Genomic DNA, 17,198 nt, shown 5'->3' with positions numbered 1-17,198 from the left:
ACGCGCTTCAGAAAAATAACGAGCGGCAACAGCGCTGGAGATCCCTCGCCTGTTGCCGTTTTCTTTTGGTCACCTTTCCATGATCGAACTGCAAGGACTGTCGCAGCGCTTCCCGGGCGCGTCAGGCGACGTGCATGCATTGCGGGACGTCAGCCTGTCGATCGCGGCGGGCGAAGTCTTCGGCATTATCGGCCGCAGCGGCGCCGGCAAGAGTACGCTGGTACGCGCCATCAACCTGCTGAACCGCCCCTCGAGCGGCCGCGTGATCGTCGCGGGCCAGGAACTGACAGCGCTGGACACGGGCGCGCTGCGCCTGGCCCGCCGCGAGATCGGCATGATCTTCCAGCACTTCAACCTGCTGTCGTCGCGCACGGTGTATGAGAATGTGGCGCTGCCGCTGGAACTGGCCGGCAAGCCCAAGACTGAGATCGCCGCGACGGTGCTGCCGCTGCTGGACCTGGTGGGCCTGTCTGCCCTGAAGGACCGCTATCCGGCACAGATCAGCGGCGGGCAGAAGCAGCGCGTGGGCATTGCGCGCGCGCTGGCCAGCAAGCCCAAAGTGCTGCTGTCGGACGAGGCGACTTCCGCGCTGGACCCGGAAACCACCCGCTCCATCCTGGAGCTGCTCAAGCAGATCAACCGCGACCTGGGCCTGACCATCGTGATGATCACGCACCAGATGGAAGTCATCAAGCAGGTCTGCGACCGCGTGGCCGTGCTTGAAGCCGGCCAGGTGGTGGAGACCGGGCGCGTGATCGACGTGTTCCTGCGCCCGCAGCACGACGTCACCCGCGCCATGATCGGCGACGTCATCTCGCAGGAACTGCCGGCGAGCGTGCTCAAGCGCGTGGAGAGCCGGCTGGGCAACGGGCGCGACCACGTCTACCGCCTGGCCTTCACCGGCGAGGGCGTCGACCAGCCGGTGCTGGCCCAGGCGATCCGCCGCTACGGGCTGGACTTCAATATCCTGCACGGCCATATCGACGAGATCCAGGGCCAGGCCTTCGGCTCGCTGGCGATCATGGCCACGGGCGAACTGGCCGACGTGAAGGCGGCGATGGAATACCTGCAGGCGCAAGGCGTCGTGGTGGAGGAGTTCGAGCATGTGGTCTGAAATGTCTGACCTGTTCCTGACCTCGTTCAATGAGACCCTGCTGATGGTGGCGATCTCGGGCGTGGTCGGCTCGCTGCTGGGCGTGCCGCTGGGCGTGCTGCTGCACCTGACCAACCGCGGCGGCGTGCTGTCGCACCCGCTGTTCAACCGCGGCATCGGCGTGGTGGTCAATGCGGTGCGTTCGATTCCGTTCATCATCCTGCTGGTGGTGGTGATCCCGTTCACGCGCTTTATCGTCGGGTCGTCGATTGGCACCACGGCGGCGATCGTGCCGCTGACCATCGCGGCGATCCCGTTTATCGCACGCCTGGTGGAAAGCGCGCTGCGCGAGGTCGACAAGGGCCTGGTCGAGGCCGCCCAGTCGATGGGCGCCACCACCGGCCAGATCGTGTGGAAGGTGCTGCTGCCCGAGGCCATGCCCGGCATCGTCGCCGGCCTGACCATCACCTTTGTCAGCCTGGTCGGCTATTCGGCCATGGCCGGCGCGATCGGCGGCGGCGGCCTGGGCGACCTGGGCATCCGCTACGGCTACCAGCGCTATATCACCGAGGTCATGGTGGCGGTGGTGGTGATCCTGATCGTGTTCGTGCAGGCCGTGCAGAGTTTCGGCGACTGGCTTGTCCGCCGCATCAGCCACCGTTGATCAGCCACCGTTAACCAGCCACCGCCAAGCCAATAATTTTCTGAAACAGGAACGCATATCATGCAACGTCGCAACCTGCTGCAATGGATTCTCGGCGCCGCGATCGGCGCAACGCTGGCCACCGGCGCCGTCGCCCAGGAAAAGCCGATCAAGATCGGCGTGACTGGCGGCCCGCACGCCCAGATCATGGAACAGGTGAAGAAGGTCGCCGCCAAGGATGGCCTGAACATCCAGGTGGTCGAGTTCAGCGACTACATCCAGCCCAACGCCGCGCTGGCTGCCGGCGACCTGGACGCCAACAGTTACCAGCACCTGCCTTACCTGGAAGCCCAGGTCAAGGACCGCGGCTACAAGTTCACGCATATCGCCTATACGGTGACGTTCCCGATGGGCGTGTACTCCAGGAAGATCAAGTCGCTCGACCAGCTCAAGCAGGGCGCGCGCGTGGGCGTGCCCAACGATCCCACCAACGGCGGGCGCGGCCTGTTGCTGCTGCAGAGCAAGGGCGTGATCAAACTCAAGCCCAACGCCGGCCTGAAGGCCACGCCGCTGGACATCGTCGAGAACCCGAAGAAGATCCGCATCGTCGAGCTGGACGCCGCGCAGCTGCCGCGCTCGCTGGATGACCTGGATGCCGCTGCCATCAACGGCAACTACGCGGAATCGGCGGGCCTGTCGCCAATCAAGGACGCCATCGCCATCGAAGGCCCCAAGGGTCCGTACGCCAACCTGATCGCGATCCGCGAGGCCGACAAGAGCAAGCCCTGGGTGGCCAAGCTGGTGAAGGCCTATCACTCGCCGGAAATCAAGCAATACGTCACCTCGACCTTCAAGGACTCGGTCATCACCGCCTGGTAAGGCGACGTCACTTTGAGGTTTTCATCCAATCAGACGATGCCCGCAAGCCCCGGTTTGCGGCACAATCGTCGGACGGCTGGGATCTGCCGGGCTATGCCCGGCATCATTTTGCCGATAAAATAGTACGATCGTTCGAAAAACAGGAGAGCCGCCAACCCGGTGGTTATAATGACGAGCGAACAAAATTTCTGACTATCAGCTATCAGTGGAGTGAGCGCATGAAAGTACTCGTCGCAGTCAAGCGGGTGGTGGATTACAACGTCAAGGTCCGCGTCAAGGCGGACGGCACCGGCGTCGATCTGGCCAACGTCAAGATGAGCATGAACCCCTTCGACGAAATCGCCGTGGAAGAGGCCGTGCGCCTGAAGGAAGCCGGCGTTGTCACCGAAGTGATCGCCGTCTCGTGCGGTGTCACGCAGTGCCAGGAAACCCTGCGCACCGCGATGGCCATCGGTGCCGACCGCGGCATCCTGGTGGAATCGACCGAAGACCTGCAACCGCTGGCCGTGGCCAAGCTGCTGAAGGCGCTGATCGACAAGGAACAGCCGCAACTGGTGATCCTGGGCAAGCAGGCCATCGACGACGACTCCAACCAGACCGGCCAGATGGTGGCCGCGCTGGCTGGCCTGCCGCAAGCCACGTTCGCCTCGAAGGTGGTGGTTGCCGATGGCAAGGCCTCGGTCACGCGTGAAGTCGATGGCGGTCTGGAAACGCTGTCGCTCAAGCTGCCGGCCGTGGTCACGACCGACCTGCGCCTGAACGAGCCGCGCTACGTGACGCTGCCCAACATCATGAAGGCCAAGAAGAAGCAGCTCGATATCGTCAAGCCGGAAGACCTCGGCGTCGACGTCAAGCCGCGCCTGTCGACCCTGAAGGTGGTCGAGCCTGCCAAGCGCAGCGCGGGTGTGATGGTGCCGGACGTCGCGACGCTGGTGCAGAAGCTGAAGAACGAAGCCAAGGTTATCTGAGCGCGGGGGAGAAATAACATGACTGCACTCGTCATTGCTGAACACGACAATCAATCCATCAAGGCCGCCACGCTGAACACCGTGACCGCCGCTGCCCAGTGCGGCGGCGACGTGCACGTGCTGGTGGCCGGCGCCAACGCCAAGGCCGCGGCCGATGCCGCCGCCAAGATCGCCGGCGTGACCAAGGTCCTGCTGGCCGACGCACCGTACTTTGGTGACGGCCTGGCCGAGAACGTGGCCGAGCAGGCGCTGGCCATTGCCAACGACTACTCGCACATCCTGGCTCCGGCCACCCCGTACGGCAAGAACATCCTGCCGCGCGTGGCTGCCAAGCTGGACGTGGCCCAGATCTCGGAAATCTCCAAGGTCGATGCCCCGGACACGTTCGAGCGCCCGATCTACGCCGGCAACGCCATCGCCACGGTCAAGTCGGAAGACAAGATCAAGGTCATCACCGTGCGCGGCACCGCCTTTGACGCCGCCGCCGCCGAAGGTGGCTCGGCTGCCGTCGAGACCCTGCCGGCCGTGGCCGATGCAGGCGTTTCGCAGTTTGTTTCGCGCGAAGTGGCCAAGAGCGACCGTCCGGAACTGACCGCCGCCAAGATCATCGTCTCGGGTGGTCGTGGCGTGGGTTCGGGTGAGAACTACACCAAGGTGCTGACGCCGCTGGCCGACAAGCTGGGCGCCGCGCTGGGTGCCTCGCGCGCCGCCGTGGACGCCGGCTTCGTGCCCAACGACTACCAGGTCGGCCAGACCGGCAAGATCGTCGCGCCGCAGCTGTACATCGCCGTCGGTATCTCCGGCGCGATCCAGCACCTGGCCGGCATGAAGGACTCCAAGGTGATCGTCGCGATCAACAAGGATGCCGAGGCCCCGATCTTCTCCGTGGCCGACTACGGCCTGGTGGGCGACCTGAACACCGTGGTGCCGGAGCTGGTGGCAGCGCTGGGCTGATGCCTCGCCGGCCGCCCGGCGGCCGGCACGGGTAGCAAGTACGAGCCGTTCCGGGGGTGACCCGCGAACGGCTTTTTCACACATGTTGGGAGACATCGATGACCTACCGTGCGCCGATCAAGGACATGCTGTTCGTCATGAACGAGCTGGCCGGGCTTGAGGCCGTCAGCAAACTGCCGGGCTTCGAAGAAGCCACGCCGGAAACGGCCGAGGCCGTGCTGGATGAGGCCGCCAAGTTCAACGAGCAGGTCGTCGCGCCGCTGAACCGCGCCGGCGACCTGGACCCGAGCAGCTGGAAGGACGGCGTGGTCACCACCACGCCCGGCTTCAAGGACGCCTTCCGCCAGTTCGGCGAAGGCGGCTGGCAGGGCGTGCTGCACCCGCAGGAGTTCGGCGGCCAGGGCCTGCCCAAGCTGATCGCCACCGCCTGCAACGAGATGCTGAACAGCGCGAACCTGTCGTTCGCGCTGTGCCCGCTGCTGACCGACGGTGCCATCGAGGCGCTGCTGACGGCAGGCACGGATGAGCAGAAGGCCACCTTCCTGCCCAAGCTGATCTCGGGCGAGTGGACCGGCACCATGAACCTGACCGAGCCGCAGGCCGGCTCGGACCTGGCCGCGGTGCGCACCCGTGCCGAGCCGCAGGGCGACGGCACCTACAAGGTGTTCGGCACCAAGATCTTCATCACCTACGGCGAGCACGACATGGCGAAGAACATCGTCCATCTCGTGCTGGCCCGCACGCCCACCGCCCCCGAGGGCGTCAAGGGCATCTCGCTGTTCATCGTGCCGAAGTTCATGGTCAACGCCGACGGCAGCAGCGGTGAGCGCAACGATGTGCATTGCGTGTCGATCGAGCACAAGCTGGGCATCAAGGCGAGCCCCACGGCAGTGCTGCAGTTCGGCGACCATGGCGGCGCCATCGGCACGCTGGTCGGCGAAGAGAACCGTGGCCTCGAGTACATGTTCATCATGATGAACTCGGCACGCTTCTCGGTCGGCATGCAGGGCATCGCAGTGTCCGAACGCGCCTACCAGCAGGCGGTGGGCTTTGCGCGCGAGCGCGTGCAGAGCCGCCCGGTCGATGGTTCGGCGCGCGCGGCGGTGACCATCATTCACCACCCGGACGTCAAGCGCATGCTGATGACCATGCGCGCGCTGACCGAAGGCGCGCGCGCCGTGGCCTACGTGGCCGCGGCCGCCAGCGACGCGGCGCACCAGCATCCCGACGAGGCCGTGCGCAGGCAGAACCAGGCCTTCTACGAGTTCCTGGTGCCGGTGGTGAAGGGCTGGAGTACCGAGCTGTCGATCGATGTCACCAGCCTGGGCGTGCAGGTGCACGGCGGCATGGGCTTTATCGAGGAAACCGGCGCGGCGCAGCACTACCGCGACGCGCGCATCCTGCCGATCTACGAAGGCACCACGGCAATCCAGGCCAACGACCTGATCGGCCGCAAGACCTTGCGCGACGGCGGCGCCGTGGCACGCGCGATCTGCGCGCAGATCGCCGAAACCGAGGCCGCGCTGGGCAAGCATGGCTGCACCGCGTTCACCGCGGTGCAGGCGCAGTTGGCCAAGGGCCGCGCGGCGCTGGAAGACGTAGTGGCGTTTGTTGTGGCCAATGCCAAGTCCGATCCGAACGCCGTCTTTGCCGGCAGCGTGCCTTATCTGAAGCTGTGCGGCATCGTGTTCTCCGGCTGGCAGTTCGGCCGTGCGATGCTGGCTGCCGATGCGAAGCGCGCGGAGGATCCGGCCTTCCACGACGCCAAGATCGCGACCGCGCATTTCTTCGCCGAGCACATCCTGTCGCAGGCGTCGGCATTGCGTGATGCCGTCGTCAGCGGCGGGGCGCCGGTCAATGCGCTGACCGCCGAGCAGTTCTGAACGGCACGCGCGTTGAGGAAATGTGAAGGGCGACCCTGCGGGGTCGCCCTTTTTGCTGGTCGGGACGGTGTCTGGGTCAGGCGGCAGCCGGGCGCGGTGCCAGGCGCTGGCGCGCCGGCTTCAGGTAGCGCCCCACCGACAGGTCGTCGGCGCGGATCGCGGGCGACTTGCCCGAGACCAGGTCCGACAGCAGCTTGCCCGAGCCGCAGGCCATGGTCCAGCCCAGCGTGCCGTGGCCAGTGTTCAGCCACAGGCCGCGTACCTGGGTCGGGCCGACGATAGGCGTGCCGTCAGGCGTCATCGGGCGCAGGCCGGCCCAGAAGGTGGCGCGGCTGACATCGCCGGCGCCGGGGAAGAGATCGGTCACCACATGCTCGAGCGTGCGGCGCTTGGCGGGGTCCAGGTTGCGGTCATAGCCGACGATCTGCGCCATGCCGCCTACGCGGATACGGTCGTCGAAGCGGGTGATGGCGACCTTGTAGGTCTCGTCCAGCACGGTCGACACCGGGCTGCGCGAGGCATCGCTGAGCGGCACGGTGATCGAAAATCCCTTGAGCGGGTAGATCGGCAGGTTGGACATGCCGCGCAGGAACGGCTTCACCAATTGCGTCGACCAGCTGCCCAGCGCTACCACCACCAGGTCAGCGCCCATCGGCTCGCCATTGACCACGGCGCCGGTGACGGCATCGCCCTGGGTCATCAGGCTGTCGATCGAACGGTTGTACAGGAACCGGACGCCCAGCATCTCACCCATGCCAGCCAGCCGTTGGGTGAACAGCGCGCAGTCGCCGGTTTCGTCATTGGGGAGGCGCAGGCCGCCGGCCAGCTTGTGGCGGACGGCGGCCAGCGCCGGTTCGCTCGCGGCGAGTTCCTCGCGCGAAAGCAACTGGTAGGGCACCCCGGCTTCTTCCAGCACGGCGATGTCCTTGGCCGCGCCTTGCAGCTGCTCTTCGGTGCGGAACACCTGCAGCGTGCCTTGCTGGCGGCCTTCGTAAGCGATGCCGGTTTCCGCGCGCAGCGCGCGGATGCAGTCGCGGCTGTACTCGGCCAGCCGCACCATGCGCTCCTTGTTGACGGCGTAGCGCGCGGCGCTGCAGTTCAGCAGCATCTGCCACATCCATTGCAGCTGGAACAGCGTGCCGTCCGGACGGATGCTGAGCGGCGCGTGTTCCTGGAACATCCACTTGATTGCCTTGAGCGGCACGCCGGGCGCGGCCCACGGCGATGCATAGCCGGGCGAGATCTGCCCCGCGTTGGCAAAGCTGGTGCCGAGCGCGGGACCCGCCTCGCGGTCGACGACGGTCACTTCGTGACCGGCCTTGGCCAGGTACCACGCACTGGTGACGCCAATAACGCCACTGCCAAGTACGAGAACGCGCATGTTCGGGGGCTCCAACTGCGATGACAACTAGATGAAGGATTTGTCTCTATACTATTGAATACAATCCAGTCATAGTTACCGAATTTCTCAGGAAAACAGGAAAAACTCATGAGAACGAGTCGTCAGCCGACCCGCACCCTCGACCGGCTCGACCGCAAGATCCTGATGGCGCTGCAGAGCGACGGCAGGATGTCGATGAAGGACCTGGCCGAGGCGGTCGGGCTGACCATCACGCCCTGTATCGAGCGCGTCAAGCGCCTGGAGCGCGATGGTGTCATCATGGGCTACTACGCGCGGTTGAACCCGACGCTGCTGGGCAGCGCGCTGCTGGTGTTCGTCGAGATCTCGCTGGGTAACAAGTCGGGCAATATGTTCGAGCAGTTCCGGCGCGAGGTGCTGCGCATCCCGGAAGTGCTGGAATGCCACCTGGTCTCCGGCGATTTCGACTACCTGATCAAGGCGCGCATCCGCGAGATCGGCGAATACCGCCGGCTGCTGGGCGATATCCTGCTGCAGCTGCCCGGCGCAGCGCAGTCGAAGAGCTATGTGGTGATGGAAGAGATCAAGGAGACGCTGGCGATTTCCGTCGAGGAGAAGAGCCAGGCAGTGTGACCAAGGCCAGCATGGAGCGCCCCCCGCAGAAACCCAAGCCCGCCGGCAGCCGCCCGACGCGGCCCGATGCCGACCCGGACGCGGTCGCGCCGCAGGCAGGCCCGCGGCCGGCCGTGGCGCGCAAGGGCCGGGGTGCCGTGAGCAACCTGCAGGGGCGTTTCGAGCGCGACCTGCGTGAAGCGTTCGACGATGGCTGGGGCAGTGCACCGGAAGCGGCACCGGGTACCACCGAGGCCGCGGCGTCGCCTGAGGCAGCCCCGCTGCCGCCGCTGCGCACGGAAGTCCATATCGAGCGCGCCCGTTCGGTCCTGACGCGCAATGCATCGCCCGACATCCCGTTCGATGTCTCGCTCAACCCCTACCGCGGTTGCGAGCACGGCTGCATCTACTGCTTCGCCCGGCCGACGCACGCCTACCTGGACTTGTCGCCAGGGCTGGACTTTGAAACGCAGCTTTATGCCAAAACCAACGCCGCCGAGCGGCTGCGCGAGGCGCTGGCACGGCCGTCGTACCACTGCGAGACTATCGCGCTGGGCGTCAACACCGACGCCTACCAGCCGATCGAGCGCGAACAGCGCATCACGCGCGGCCTGCTGGAGGTTCTGAACGAGTGCGACCACCCGGTGGCGCTGATTACCAAGTCGTCGCTGATCGAGCGCGATATCGACCTGCTCGCGCCGATGGCGGCCAAGCGGCTGGCGGTGGCGGCGGTCACCATCACCACGCTGGACGCCGGCATCGCGCGCACGCTGGAGCCGCGCGCGGCGACGCCGTCGCGTCGGCTGCGCACCATCCGCACGCTGACCGACGCGGGCATCCCGGTGGGTGTGAGCATCGCCCCGGTGATCCCGTTCATCACCGAACCCGACCTGGAGCGTGTATTGGAAGCGGCGCACGAAGCGGGCGCCGTCTATGCAAACTACATCGTGCTGCGGCTGCCCTGGGAAGTGCGGCCGCTGTTCGAGGAATGGCTGCTGGCGCATTTTCCCGACCGCGCGGAACGGGTGATGAACCGCGTGCGTGACATGCGCGGGGGCAAAGCCTACGATGCCAGCTTTGCCTCGCGCATGCGCGGTACGGGCGCGTGGGCGGACTTGCTGCGCCAGCGCTTCTACAAGGCCGCCGATCGGCTAGGTTTCCGTTACAACCGGTTCGAGCTGGATACGTCTCGTTTCCGCCCGCCAGTCAGGGGGCCCCGCGGCAAGGACGATCCGCAGGGTTCGCTGTTCTGAGTCTTCTGAGCGCGCTCGGTGGCCTGCTGGTCGCCGATCATGCTGCTGGCGAGTTCCAGCGCGGCCTTCGCGCTCGATGGCGGCAGTCCCGAGGACAGCGCCAGCCTGACAGCGATCGCCGCCAGGCGTCCTTCCTCATAGGTTGGCATGTCGATGCTTGCTCCTTTGCGCCAGGGTATGGCCCCGCCGCGCGTGACGCCGCCGGAATCGGACGGCTCTACCAGTATGGGCGAATTGACGGAAAGGGGAGCCGCGGTTTGAGCCGGCCTTGATCATGCGCAAGCGTGGAGTGCGCTCTAGATGTCGGGCCGGTCCCAGTAGGGCGGGTTGCCGAAGCGCTCGGCGAAGACGTCCACGAAGGCGCGTGTCTTGGGCGGTACCAGGTGCCGGCTGGGAAACACTGCCCAGATCGACACGGCTGGCACCACCGGGTGGTGCGGTGCAACAGGCGGCTGCCCAGCGACTGTTCCAGCCGGCCCAGGCGGGCGCTGGCGGTGGAGGTGGACCCGCCCAGCTCGCTCAGGTAGAAATGCACGGCGCCGATGTCGCCGCGCCGCTATTGCGACAACGCGCGGGCGGCCTCGACCTGTGATTCGAAGAAGGTCTGGAAACTGATCGCCAGCCCGGCCATCAGCAGGCCGGTGCCGATCAGCAGCGACAGGATCACCAGGATCACCACCGGCCAGCCGGAGCGCGTAGGTTTGCCGGTCAGGTTGAAGCGTGCGTCCCATTTGTCGTCCGGGCGCAGCCCGTAGACGATGGCCGCCAGGAAGGCGCTGATGACGGAGGCTCCGCCGGCGACGGCGAAGGCCCAGTTCAGCGCCGGGGTGCCCGCGCCGGTCGCCATCGAGGTCACGCCGATAGCGCCCGCCAGCAGCGCCAGCAGGTGCGCCCAGCCATACGGGTCGCGCAGGCCGCCCAGGTAGAAGCGATGCGCGCCGAGGCTGCCGAACAGGAATGCCAGTGCCACGGTCAGCAGCTTCGATTTGCCGCGGGCGGGCGGCACGAGCGTGGAGGCATGGCGGGCTGGCGTGGCTGCAGGCATGGTCGGGTATCCGGCGGTTGCGGGCCGGCAATGCACCGGCACAGGAACGGCGGCACACGGGTACCGGCCGGCCCACATTGTACGCCGGCAGTCAGCGCAAGAAAGGGACGTGCGTCAGAAGACGCGCAGGACGGCGCTAATGCCAGCCGGACTGCAGGCCGTCCAGGAAGGCCACCGCGTGCTCGCTGATATGGGTTTCGCCATAGAGGACCAGCGTCAGGATGCCCATGAACAGGATTGACAGCGATAACTGGCCCGCGTGTTCGGCCAGGTCGCTAAGAAGGGGTGACATGACAAACCTCACAGAATTATTGTCTTTCTGGAGGCTGCGCCCGGGCCGTCTTGATCGGGTCCGGCAGGAGGTGTCGGGCAGAGGCAGGTCAGTTCGATTGCCGTCTGCACTGGACGGCACGCTGTGAGCCCCGGGCAGCGCCGGGCGGCAGCCTGTGCGTGGCACCCGGCAAGCGGGGCACACACTTAAATAGAGACAGGGGCAGCGGGGGAGGAGTTCCGCGAACCGCGGAAAGACCGTTGGGCCGTGCGGCAATGGGCGGGATTGCGCCGGCAGCCGTCAGCAGCGACCTTTATCGGCCATTGTCGCGGCCACGTGCCTGCCAGCCGGGGCCGACGTTGCTTGGCCGGGAGTCGTTGCGGGCTTCATTGGGGTTGTCGCGTTCCTGGCCCCGGCCGCGGTTGTCGTCGCGGGCACCAGCCAGCGCGGCGCGGCGCCCGCTCAGGCGATCGTCGGCACGGGCGCGTGCCTCCATGCGGTCGATCTGGGCTTGCACGTGCTCGCGGCTCTCGGCGCGCACGGTTGCCATCTGCCAGCCGTCGCGGGGCTGCGACTGCATCCGTGCGGGCCGGCCATCGGGCCGTACTTGTTGCCAGAACGCGACCTGGGCATGGCTGGCGGCAACCGCGCCGACCAGGCCCGAGGCCACCAGGATGCCAGCCACCAGGTCGCGCAGGAGAGAGCGGGTGAGCATGCGGATTCCCAGGTTCCTGACGCGCTGTGTTGCTGTTGGAAGATGGGTTCATGGTACGCATGGGTCATCAGGGCGCCTATGCCAATCCCGTTACCGGTGTAACGGATTGTTTCGGCCACCCAGACCCCCGTTCCGTGGGGGTTTCAGCGGGATTCAGGGTCGGTACCGGATGCGGTAAATGGCCCCGGCAAGGTCGTCGCTGACCAGCAGCGAACCGTCCGGCGCAACCAGGACGTCGACCGGGCGGCCCCAGGGCCTGCCGCCGCGCAGCCAGCCTTGCGCGAACACCTCCTGGTGCACCGCCTTGCCGGCATCGTCCAACGCCACGCGGACCACGCGGTAGCCGGACGGCTCGCTGCGGTCCCAGCTGCCGTGCTCGGCAATGAAGACGTTGTTGCGGTAGGCCGCCGGGAATTGCGTGCCAGTGTAGAAGCGCATGCCCAGGGCCGCCACGTGCGCGCCCAGGCGGGCCACCGGCGGCACGAACTCGGCGCAGGGGCGCTGGCTGCCGTATTCGGGATCGGCAACCGTGCCGGCATGGCAGTATGGGTAGCCGAAATGCTGGCCGGCAGCGGTGGCGCGGTTGAGTTCGTCGTCGGGCAGGTCGTCGCCCATGCGGTCGCGGCCATTGTCGGTGAACCACAGTTCGCGCGTGGCCGGGTGCCAGTCGAAGCCGACGGTGTTGCGCACGCCGCGTGCCACCACCTGCAGGTCGCTGCCATCTGGCTTCATCTTCATGATGTTGGCGTAGCGGTTCTCGTCGGGCGCGCAGATATTGCATGGCGCACCGACCGGCACGTAGAGATAGCCGTCGGGACCGAAGGCGATGAATTTCCAGCCGTGGTGCCCGTCCGTCGGGAAGCGGTCGCTCACCACCGTTGGCGCCGGCGGCTTGTCGAGGCTGGCCTCGATTTGGTCGATCCGCACGATCTTCGACACCGAGGACACGTACAGGCTGCCGTCGTGCAACGCCACGCCGACCGGCATGCGCAGCCCGGTGGCGACCGTGCGCACGCGCGGCCGGGTCCCCAGCGCGTCGGTCACCGCGTAGACCTTGCCTTCGCTGCGCGAGCCGACGAAGAGCGTGCCTGACGGCGACATCGCCATGGCGCGTGCCCCTGGCACGTCCTGTGTCAGCACCTCGATGCGAAAACCAGGCGGCAGCCGGACCTGGTCCAGCGGCAGGGCGGCCGGCGCGGATCCGGTGCCTGCCAGCAGTACAATGGCGAGCAGGGCCGCAGGCCGTACGGTGCGTGCCATGAAGTGCAGAGCCGGGCGCATGTCGGGCCTCCTGTCGCGTTTTTTGCCACGATGCCTGCGCGGCAGGCGCGCGTCAATCACCTAAGTGTTTGTTTGGCCTCGGTAATTGGGCTATACTCTTGCGTTTCGTGTTCGAACGTCCTCGAACACCCCGTTTTCTGAGGAATCATTCCATGGTCGTTATCCGTCTGGCTCGCGGCGGCAGCAAGAAGCGCCCGTTCTTCAACATCGTCGCCACCGACTCGCGCAACCGTCGCGATGGTCGTTTCATCGAGCGCGTTGGTTTCTACAACCCGCTGGCTTCGGAAGGTGAAGAAGGCCTGCGCCTGGCGCAAGACCGCCTGGCCTACTGGCAAGGCGTTGGCGCGCAACTGTCGCCGACCGTTGCCCGCCTGGTCAAGCAAGGCGCCGCCAAGGCTGCTGCCTGATCGTCGCCTGCAGCGCGCCCGGCCGAGCCGTTTTCACGGCCGGCCGGGCGCGTTCTTATTGCACACGTGACTGAACGAAAGCAGGGCGCTGCCCGGCCGCTGAACCGACCGCTGGTTCAGTCCCCGGGCGAGCCGCAAAAGGCTTGCAAACTGCCCGCGGCGCTCCTTTATGCCGACCCCCTGCCAGAAGACCTGGTGGAGGTCGGCTATATTGGCGCTGCCTACGGCATCCGTGGCTGGATCAAGGTCTTGCCGCATGCCGATGATGCTTCGGCCTTGCTGCATGCCCGCCGCTGGTGGCTGCTGGCACCGCCGCAGGCGGGGCTGGTGGTGGCCGATGCGTCGCGTGCCCAGCCCGTCTGCGTAAAGATCGCGCAGTCGCGCGAGCACAGTGGCACCGTCGTGGCGCAAGCGTCCGGCGTGGCCGACCGCAATCTTGCGGAAGCGCTCAAGGGCCGTCGCGTGTGGATCCGGCGTGCGGATTTTCCCGCGCCGGAAGAAGATGAGTTCTACTGGGTCGACCTGATCGGCTGCACCGTCAGCAACGAGCAAGGCGAGTTGCTGGGCGAGGTGTCCGGGCTGATCGACAACGGTGCCCACCAGATCCTGCAGGTGGCCTGCGTGCTCCCTGACGGCAAGGCCGGCGAACGGCTGATTCCGTTTGTCGATGCGTTCCTGCGTTCGGTGGATACCGCGGGCAGGCGCATCGTGGTGGACTGGGGGCTCGACTACTGAGCCTGTGCCCGCGATGGCGCAGGATTGGCATTGGGAGAGAGCGGATGCAGTTCGATGTGATCACGCTGTTTCCCGAGATGTTTCGCGCGTTGACCGACTGGGGTATCACCAGCCGGGCAGCCAAGCAGCAGCGGTATGGCTTGCGTACCTGGAATCCGCGTGATTTCACGGTCGACAACTACCGCACCATCGATGATCGTCCTTACGGCGGCGGCCCCGGCATGGTGATGCTGGCCAAGCCGCTGGATGACGCGATCGATGCCGCGGTGGCGGCGCAGGCGCAGGCCGGCGTGCCAAAGCCGCATGTGGTGCTGATGTCTCCGCAGGGCAAGACGCTGTCGCATGCCAAGGTGATGGAGCTGGCCGAACGGCCGGGCCTGGTCCTGCTGTGCGGCCGGTACGAGGCCATCGACCAGCGGCTGATCGACCGCCGCGTGGATGAGGAAATCAGCCTCGGCGACTTCGTGCTGTCGGGCGGCGAGCTGCCGGCGATGGCGCTGATCGACGCCGTGGTGCGGCACTTGCCCGGCGTGCTGGGCGATGCCCAGTCGGCCGTGCAGGACAGCTTCGTCAACGGCCTGCTGGATTGTCCGCACTACACGCGGCCGGAAGAATATGAAGGCGTGCGGGTCCCCGACATCCTGCTCGGAGGCCATCACGCCGAGATCGAGAAATGGCGGCGCCAGCAGGCGCTGGCCAATACCGCGAGCAAGCGCCCCGACCTGATCGAGGCCGCCCGCGAACAAGGTTTGCTGACCCGGGCCGACGAGAAATTCTTGTCGGAATGGGCGGCGAAGGAAGGGCGGGGGGAGACCCCCGCCAGGTAAAACCCCATCCTCTGCCGGGGCCCGGGCAATGCCTGGGGCATACAACGCCGGCACGATGGTTACGGAGAAAAAACGATGAACATCATCGAGCAGATCGAGAAGGAAGAGATCGCGCGTCTGACCGCGAACAAGACCATCCCCGCATTCGCACCTGGCGACACCGTGATCGTCAGCGTGAACGTGGTGGAAGGTACCCGCAAGCGCGTGCAGGCCTACGAAGGCGTCGTGATTGCCAAGCGCAACCGCGGCCTGAATTCGTCCTTCATCGTGCGCAAGATCTCGTCGGGTGAAGGCGTGGAACGTACGTTCCAGCTGTACTCGCCGCTGATCGCTGCCATCGAAGTGAAGCGTCGCGGCGACGTGCGTCGCGCGAAGCTGTACTACCTGCGCCAGCGTTCGGGCAAGTCCGCACGTATCAAGGAAAAGCTGGTGTCGAAGGCTGCTGTCGCTGCCAAGGCTGCACAGTAAGCTGGGCATGCCGGCCGGGGCAGCCCGGCCAGCGTTTCCTCAGGAAGGGCACCCCAGGGTGCCCTTTTTGCATTGGCGCGGCGGCAACGGCAGGCGCTTTTGCTGCGGCGCCAGAATGCGCGCTTCTGTCATACTTGCGATGTTATGCGTCCTGCTTTCGATCCCGAATCCCTCCCCGTCATCGACACCGACCTGCGCAACGGCGCCCTGAGCGCGCCGCGGCTGGAGGTGGACTTTATCCGGCACCGCTTCCAGGTGCCGCCGGCCTGGGCGCCGGAGCTCACTGATGAATCGCGCGTCTATGACCGCAGCCGCGGGCTGCGCGACGCCGCCGTGCTGGTGCCGCTGGTGGAGCGCCGTGACGGCCTGACGGTGCTGCTGACGCAGCGCAATGCCAACCTGAGCGCGCATGCCGGGCAGATCAGCTTCCCGGGCGGGCGGCAGGAGTCATGGGATGTCAACCGTATCGACACGGCGCTGCGCGAGACGGAAGAAGAAGTGGGGCTGGCGCGCGACTATGTGGAAGTGCTGGGCGCGCTGCCGGACTACATCACCGGCACCGGTTTCCATGTGAGCCCCGTGGTAGGGCTGGTGCGTGACGGTTTCACGCTGCGCCCGGATGCCTCGGAAGTTGCCGATGTCTTCGAAGTGCCGCTCGCGTTCCTGATGGACCCGTCCCACCATGAACGGCGCCTGTTCCGCTGGGTTGACGGTGAGCGGGTGTTCTACGCCATGCCCTATCCGCGCGAGACTGGCGGCCACCGCTTTATCTGGGGCGCCACCGCGGGCATGCTGCGCAATCTTTACCACCTGCTGGCGGCCTGAGCCGCCGGGTGCTTACGCTGCGGCCTGGTCCTTGCTGCCGATGCAGCGGGGGCAGCTCTTGCCGACCACGTAATGCGGGCTTTGCTGCTCCTGCGGCGTGACCACCGCGCGGCAGGCAAAGCACTGCTTGGGGCCAGCCGGCTCCAGGCTGGGGTTCAGCGCGGTGCGGTAGTCAAAGACGAAACAGTCGCCGCGATAGTGGCTGCCGCCGACTTCCTCGAAGTACTTCAGGATGCCGCCCTCAAGCTGGTACACGCGCTCGACCCCGACTTCCTGCATATGGATCGCCGCCTTCTCGCAGCGGATGCCGCCGGTGCAGAACGACACCACGGTCTTGCCTTCCAGCTCCGCCTTGTGGGCCGCCACTGCGTCGGGAAATTCGCTGAACTTGGCGATGTCGTATTCGACGGCGTCTTCGAACGTGCCAACCGCGACTTCGAAATCATTGCGCGTGTCCAGCAGCACCACCGGGCGGCCTTCGTCGTCGTGCCCCTGGTCCAGCCAGCGCTTCAGGTCGGCCGGCCGCACTGACGGCGCGCGGCCTTCCTCGGGGCGGATCAGCGGCATCTTCATGGTGATGATTTCCTTCTTGGCGCGCACCAGCATGCGCTTGAAGGGCTGGTTTTCCGACAGGCTTTCCTTGGGCGCGATATCGGCAAAGCGCGCATCGGCGTGCAGCCAGGCCATGAAACCGTCGATGGCTGCGCGCGGGCCGGCCAGGAACATATTGATGCCTTCCGGCGCGAGCAGGATCGTGCCCTTCAGGCCGGCCGCTTCGCAACGCTCGCGCATGGCCGGGCGCAGGGTCTCGATGTCATCCAGCGAGACGAATTTGTAAGCGGAAATATTGACGATCTGCATGAGAGACTGTGCCTGCACGGCTGCGTCCGGGAGGGCGCCGACGGCTTGCGATAACTGCCTGATTGGAAAGGCGAAATTATAACGCGTGCGGGCGCCGGCGCCGCGCATTCCCAAGCGC

Annotated in this window: 19 protein-coding genes and 2 pseudogenes; 13 read left to right on the top strand and 8 right to left on the bottom strand. The window is 66.3% G+C overall.

Annotation, left to right across the window (positions count from 1 at the left end; translation table 11 throughout):
• The first annotated feature begins 79 nt into the window (after positions 1-79).
• The 6 genes from A3A5_RS0120650 to A3A5_RS0120625 all read left to right on the top strand — a co-directional run bounded on the left by A3A5_RS0120650 (position 80) and on the right by A3A5_RS0120625 (position 6,420).
• Positions 80-1,114 carry a methionine ABC transporter ATP-binding protein gene (locus tag A3A5_RS0120650; RefSeq protein ID WP_018312425.1) on the top strand — a complete coding sequence of 345 codons (1,035 nt, stop codon included), beginning with the start codon at positions 80-82 and terminating at the stop codon, positions 1,112-1,114.
• Positions 1,104-1,757 (top strand): methionine ABC transporter permease, encoded by a 654-nt coding sequence (locus tag A3A5_RS0120645; RefSeq protein ID WP_018312424.1) that lies wholly within the window; start codon positions 1,104-1,106, stop codon positions 1,755-1,757. Before A3A5_RS0120650 ends, A3A5_RS0120645 begins: the two co-directional genes overlap by 11 nt.
• A 60-nt stretch (positions 1,758-1,817) precedes the next feature.
• On the top strand, positions 1,818-2,615 hold the full coding sequence (locus tag A3A5_RS0120640; RefSeq protein WP_018312423.1) for a MetQ/NlpA family ABC transporter substrate-binding protein: 798 nt from the start codon (positions 1,818-1,820) through the stop codon (positions 2,613-2,615).
• Between the two features lie 218 nt (positions 2,616-2,833).
• Positions 2,834-3,583 carry an electron transfer flavoprotein subunit beta/FixA family protein gene (locus tag A3A5_RS0120635; RefSeq protein WP_018312422.1) on the top strand — a complete coding sequence of 250 codons (750 nt, stop codon included), beginning with the start codon at positions 2,834-2,836 and terminating at the stop codon, positions 3,581-3,583.
• Positions 3,584-3,601: 18 nt separating this feature from the next.
• Positions 3,602-4,537 (top strand): electron transfer flavoprotein subunit alpha/FixB family protein, encoded by a 936-nt coding sequence (locus tag A3A5_RS0120630; protein WP_010812937.1) that lies wholly within the window; start codon positions 3,602-3,604, stop codon positions 4,535-4,537.
• A gap of 98 nt (positions 4,538-4,635) precedes the next feature.
• Positions 4,636-6,420, top strand: a complete 1,785-nt coding sequence (locus A3A5_RS0120625; protein ID WP_018312421.1) for an acyl-CoA dehydrogenase — start codon at positions 4,636-4,638, stop codon at positions 6,418-6,420.
• Positions 6,421-6,496: 76 nt separating this feature from the next.
• Here A3A5_RS0120625 and A3A5_RS0120620 read toward each other — a convergent pair whose 3' ends face one another.
• Entirely contained in the window at positions 6,497-7,801 is a 1,305-nt protein-coding gene (locus tag A3A5_RS0120620; RefSeq protein ID WP_018312420.1) for a D-amino acid dehydrogenase, read from the bottom strand.
• Between the two features lie 108 nt (positions 7,802-7,909).
• On the opposite strand from A3A5_RS0120620, the gene A3A5_RS0120615 reads away from it, so the two are divergent.
• On the top strand, positions 7,910-8,413 hold the full coding sequence (locus A3A5_RS0120615; RefSeq protein WP_018312419.1) for an Lrp/AsnC ligand binding domain-containing protein: 504 nt from the start codon (positions 7,910-7,912) through the stop codon (positions 8,411-8,413).
• Between the two features lie 11 nt (positions 8,414-8,424).
• A complete protein-coding gene (locus A3A5_RS0120610) occupies positions 8,425-9,645 on the top strand; it encodes a PA0069 family radical SAM protein (protein WP_232431418.1) in 1,221 nt (406 codons plus the stop codon).
• A gap of 296 nt (positions 9,646-9,941) precedes the next feature.
• Here A3A5_RS0120610 and A3A5_RS44130 read toward each other — a convergent pair.
• The 6 genes and pseudogenes from A3A5_RS44130 to A3A5_RS0120585 form a co-directional block, all read right to left on the bottom strand.
• Positions 9,942-10,076 (bottom strand): annotated as a pseudogene (locus A3A5_RS44130) (LysR family transcriptional regulator); the annotation flags it as partial.
• 26 nt (positions 10,077-10,102) lie between these two features.
• Positions 10,103-10,180, bottom strand: a pseudogene (locus tag A3A5_RS45760) (hypothetical protein); the annotation flags it as partial.
• 21 nt (positions 10,181-10,201) lie between these two features.
• Positions 10,202-10,690 (bottom strand): NINE protein, encoded by a 489-nt coding sequence (locus tag A3A5_RS0120600; protein WP_018312416.1) that lies wholly within the window; start codon positions 10,688-10,690, stop codon positions 10,202-10,204.
• 136 nt (positions 10,691-10,826) lie between these two features.
• Complete coding sequence (locus A3A5_RS44125; protein ID WP_018312415.1) at positions 10,827-10,982, bottom strand: hypothetical protein; 156 nt, start codon at positions 10,980-10,982, stop codon at positions 10,827-10,829.
• Between the two features lie 292 nt (positions 10,983-11,274).
• Entirely contained in the window at positions 11,275-11,676 is a 402-nt protein-coding gene (locus A3A5_RS0120590; protein WP_018312414.1) for a hypothetical protein, read from the bottom strand.
• 153 nt (positions 11,677-11,829) lie between these two features.
• Positions 11,830-12,957: a sorbosone dehydrogenase family protein gene (locus A3A5_RS0120585; RefSeq protein WP_018312413.1), complete on the bottom strand. Its 1,128-nt coding sequence runs from the start codon at positions 12,955-12,957 to the stop codon at positions 11,830-11,832.
• 152 nt (positions 12,958-13,109) lie between these two features.
• Here A3A5_RS0120585 and rpsP point away from each other — a divergent pair, with 152 nt between their 5' ends.
• The 5 genes from rpsP (at position 13,110) to A3A5_RS0120560 (ending at position 16,219) form a co-directional block, all read left to right on the top strand.
• Positions 13,110-13,364 (top strand): 30S ribosomal protein S16, encoded by a 255-nt coding sequence (gene rpsP, locus A3A5_RS0120580; protein WP_018312412.1) that lies wholly within the window; start codon positions 13,110-13,112, stop codon positions 13,362-13,364.
• A gap of 99 nt (positions 13,365-13,463) precedes the next feature.
• Complete coding sequence (gene rimM, locus A3A5_RS0120575) at positions 13,464-14,099, top strand: ribosome maturation factor RimM (RefSeq protein WP_051108553.1); 636 nt, start codon at positions 13,464-13,466, stop codon at positions 14,097-14,099.
• Between the two features lie 44 nt (positions 14,100-14,143).
• On the top strand, positions 14,144-14,926 hold the full coding sequence (gene trmD / locus A3A5_RS0120570) for a tRNA (guanosine(37)-N1)-methyltransferase TrmD (protein WP_018312410.1): 783 nt from the start codon (positions 14,144-14,146) through the stop codon (positions 14,924-14,926).
• A gap of 75 nt (positions 14,927-15,001) precedes the next feature.
• The gene (rplS, locus tag A3A5_RS0120565; protein ID WP_018312409.1) at positions 15,002-15,394 is read left to right on the top strand and encodes a 50S ribosomal protein L19; all 393 of its coding nucleotides are present in this window, start codon (positions 15,002-15,004) and stop codon (positions 15,392-15,394) included.
• A 144-nt stretch (positions 15,395-15,538) separates the two neighbouring features.
• Complete coding sequence (locus tag A3A5_RS0120560; protein WP_018312408.1) at positions 15,539-16,219, top strand: CoA pyrophosphatase; 681 nt, start codon at positions 15,539-15,541, stop codon at positions 16,217-16,219.
• Positions 16,220-16,231: 12 nt separating this feature from the next.
• On the opposite strand, the gene A3A5_RS0120555 is transcribed toward A3A5_RS0120560, so the two are convergent.
• Positions 16,232-17,080 carry a sulfurtransferase gene (locus A3A5_RS0120555; RefSeq protein ID WP_018312407.1) on the bottom strand — a complete coding sequence of 283 codons (849 nt, stop codon included), beginning with the start codon at positions 17,078-17,080 and terminating at the stop codon, positions 16,232-16,234.
• Positions 17,081-17,198: the final 118 nt, after the last annotated feature.

This window comes from Cupriavidus sp. UYPR2.512 (assembly GCF_000379565.1).
Taxonomy (GTDB): Bacteria; Pseudomonadota; Gammaproteobacteria; order Burkholderiales; family Burkholderiaceae; genus Cupriavidus.
Note: the sequence above shows the minus strand (reverse complement) of the source record. Positions and strands in the feature narration are given on the sequence as shown.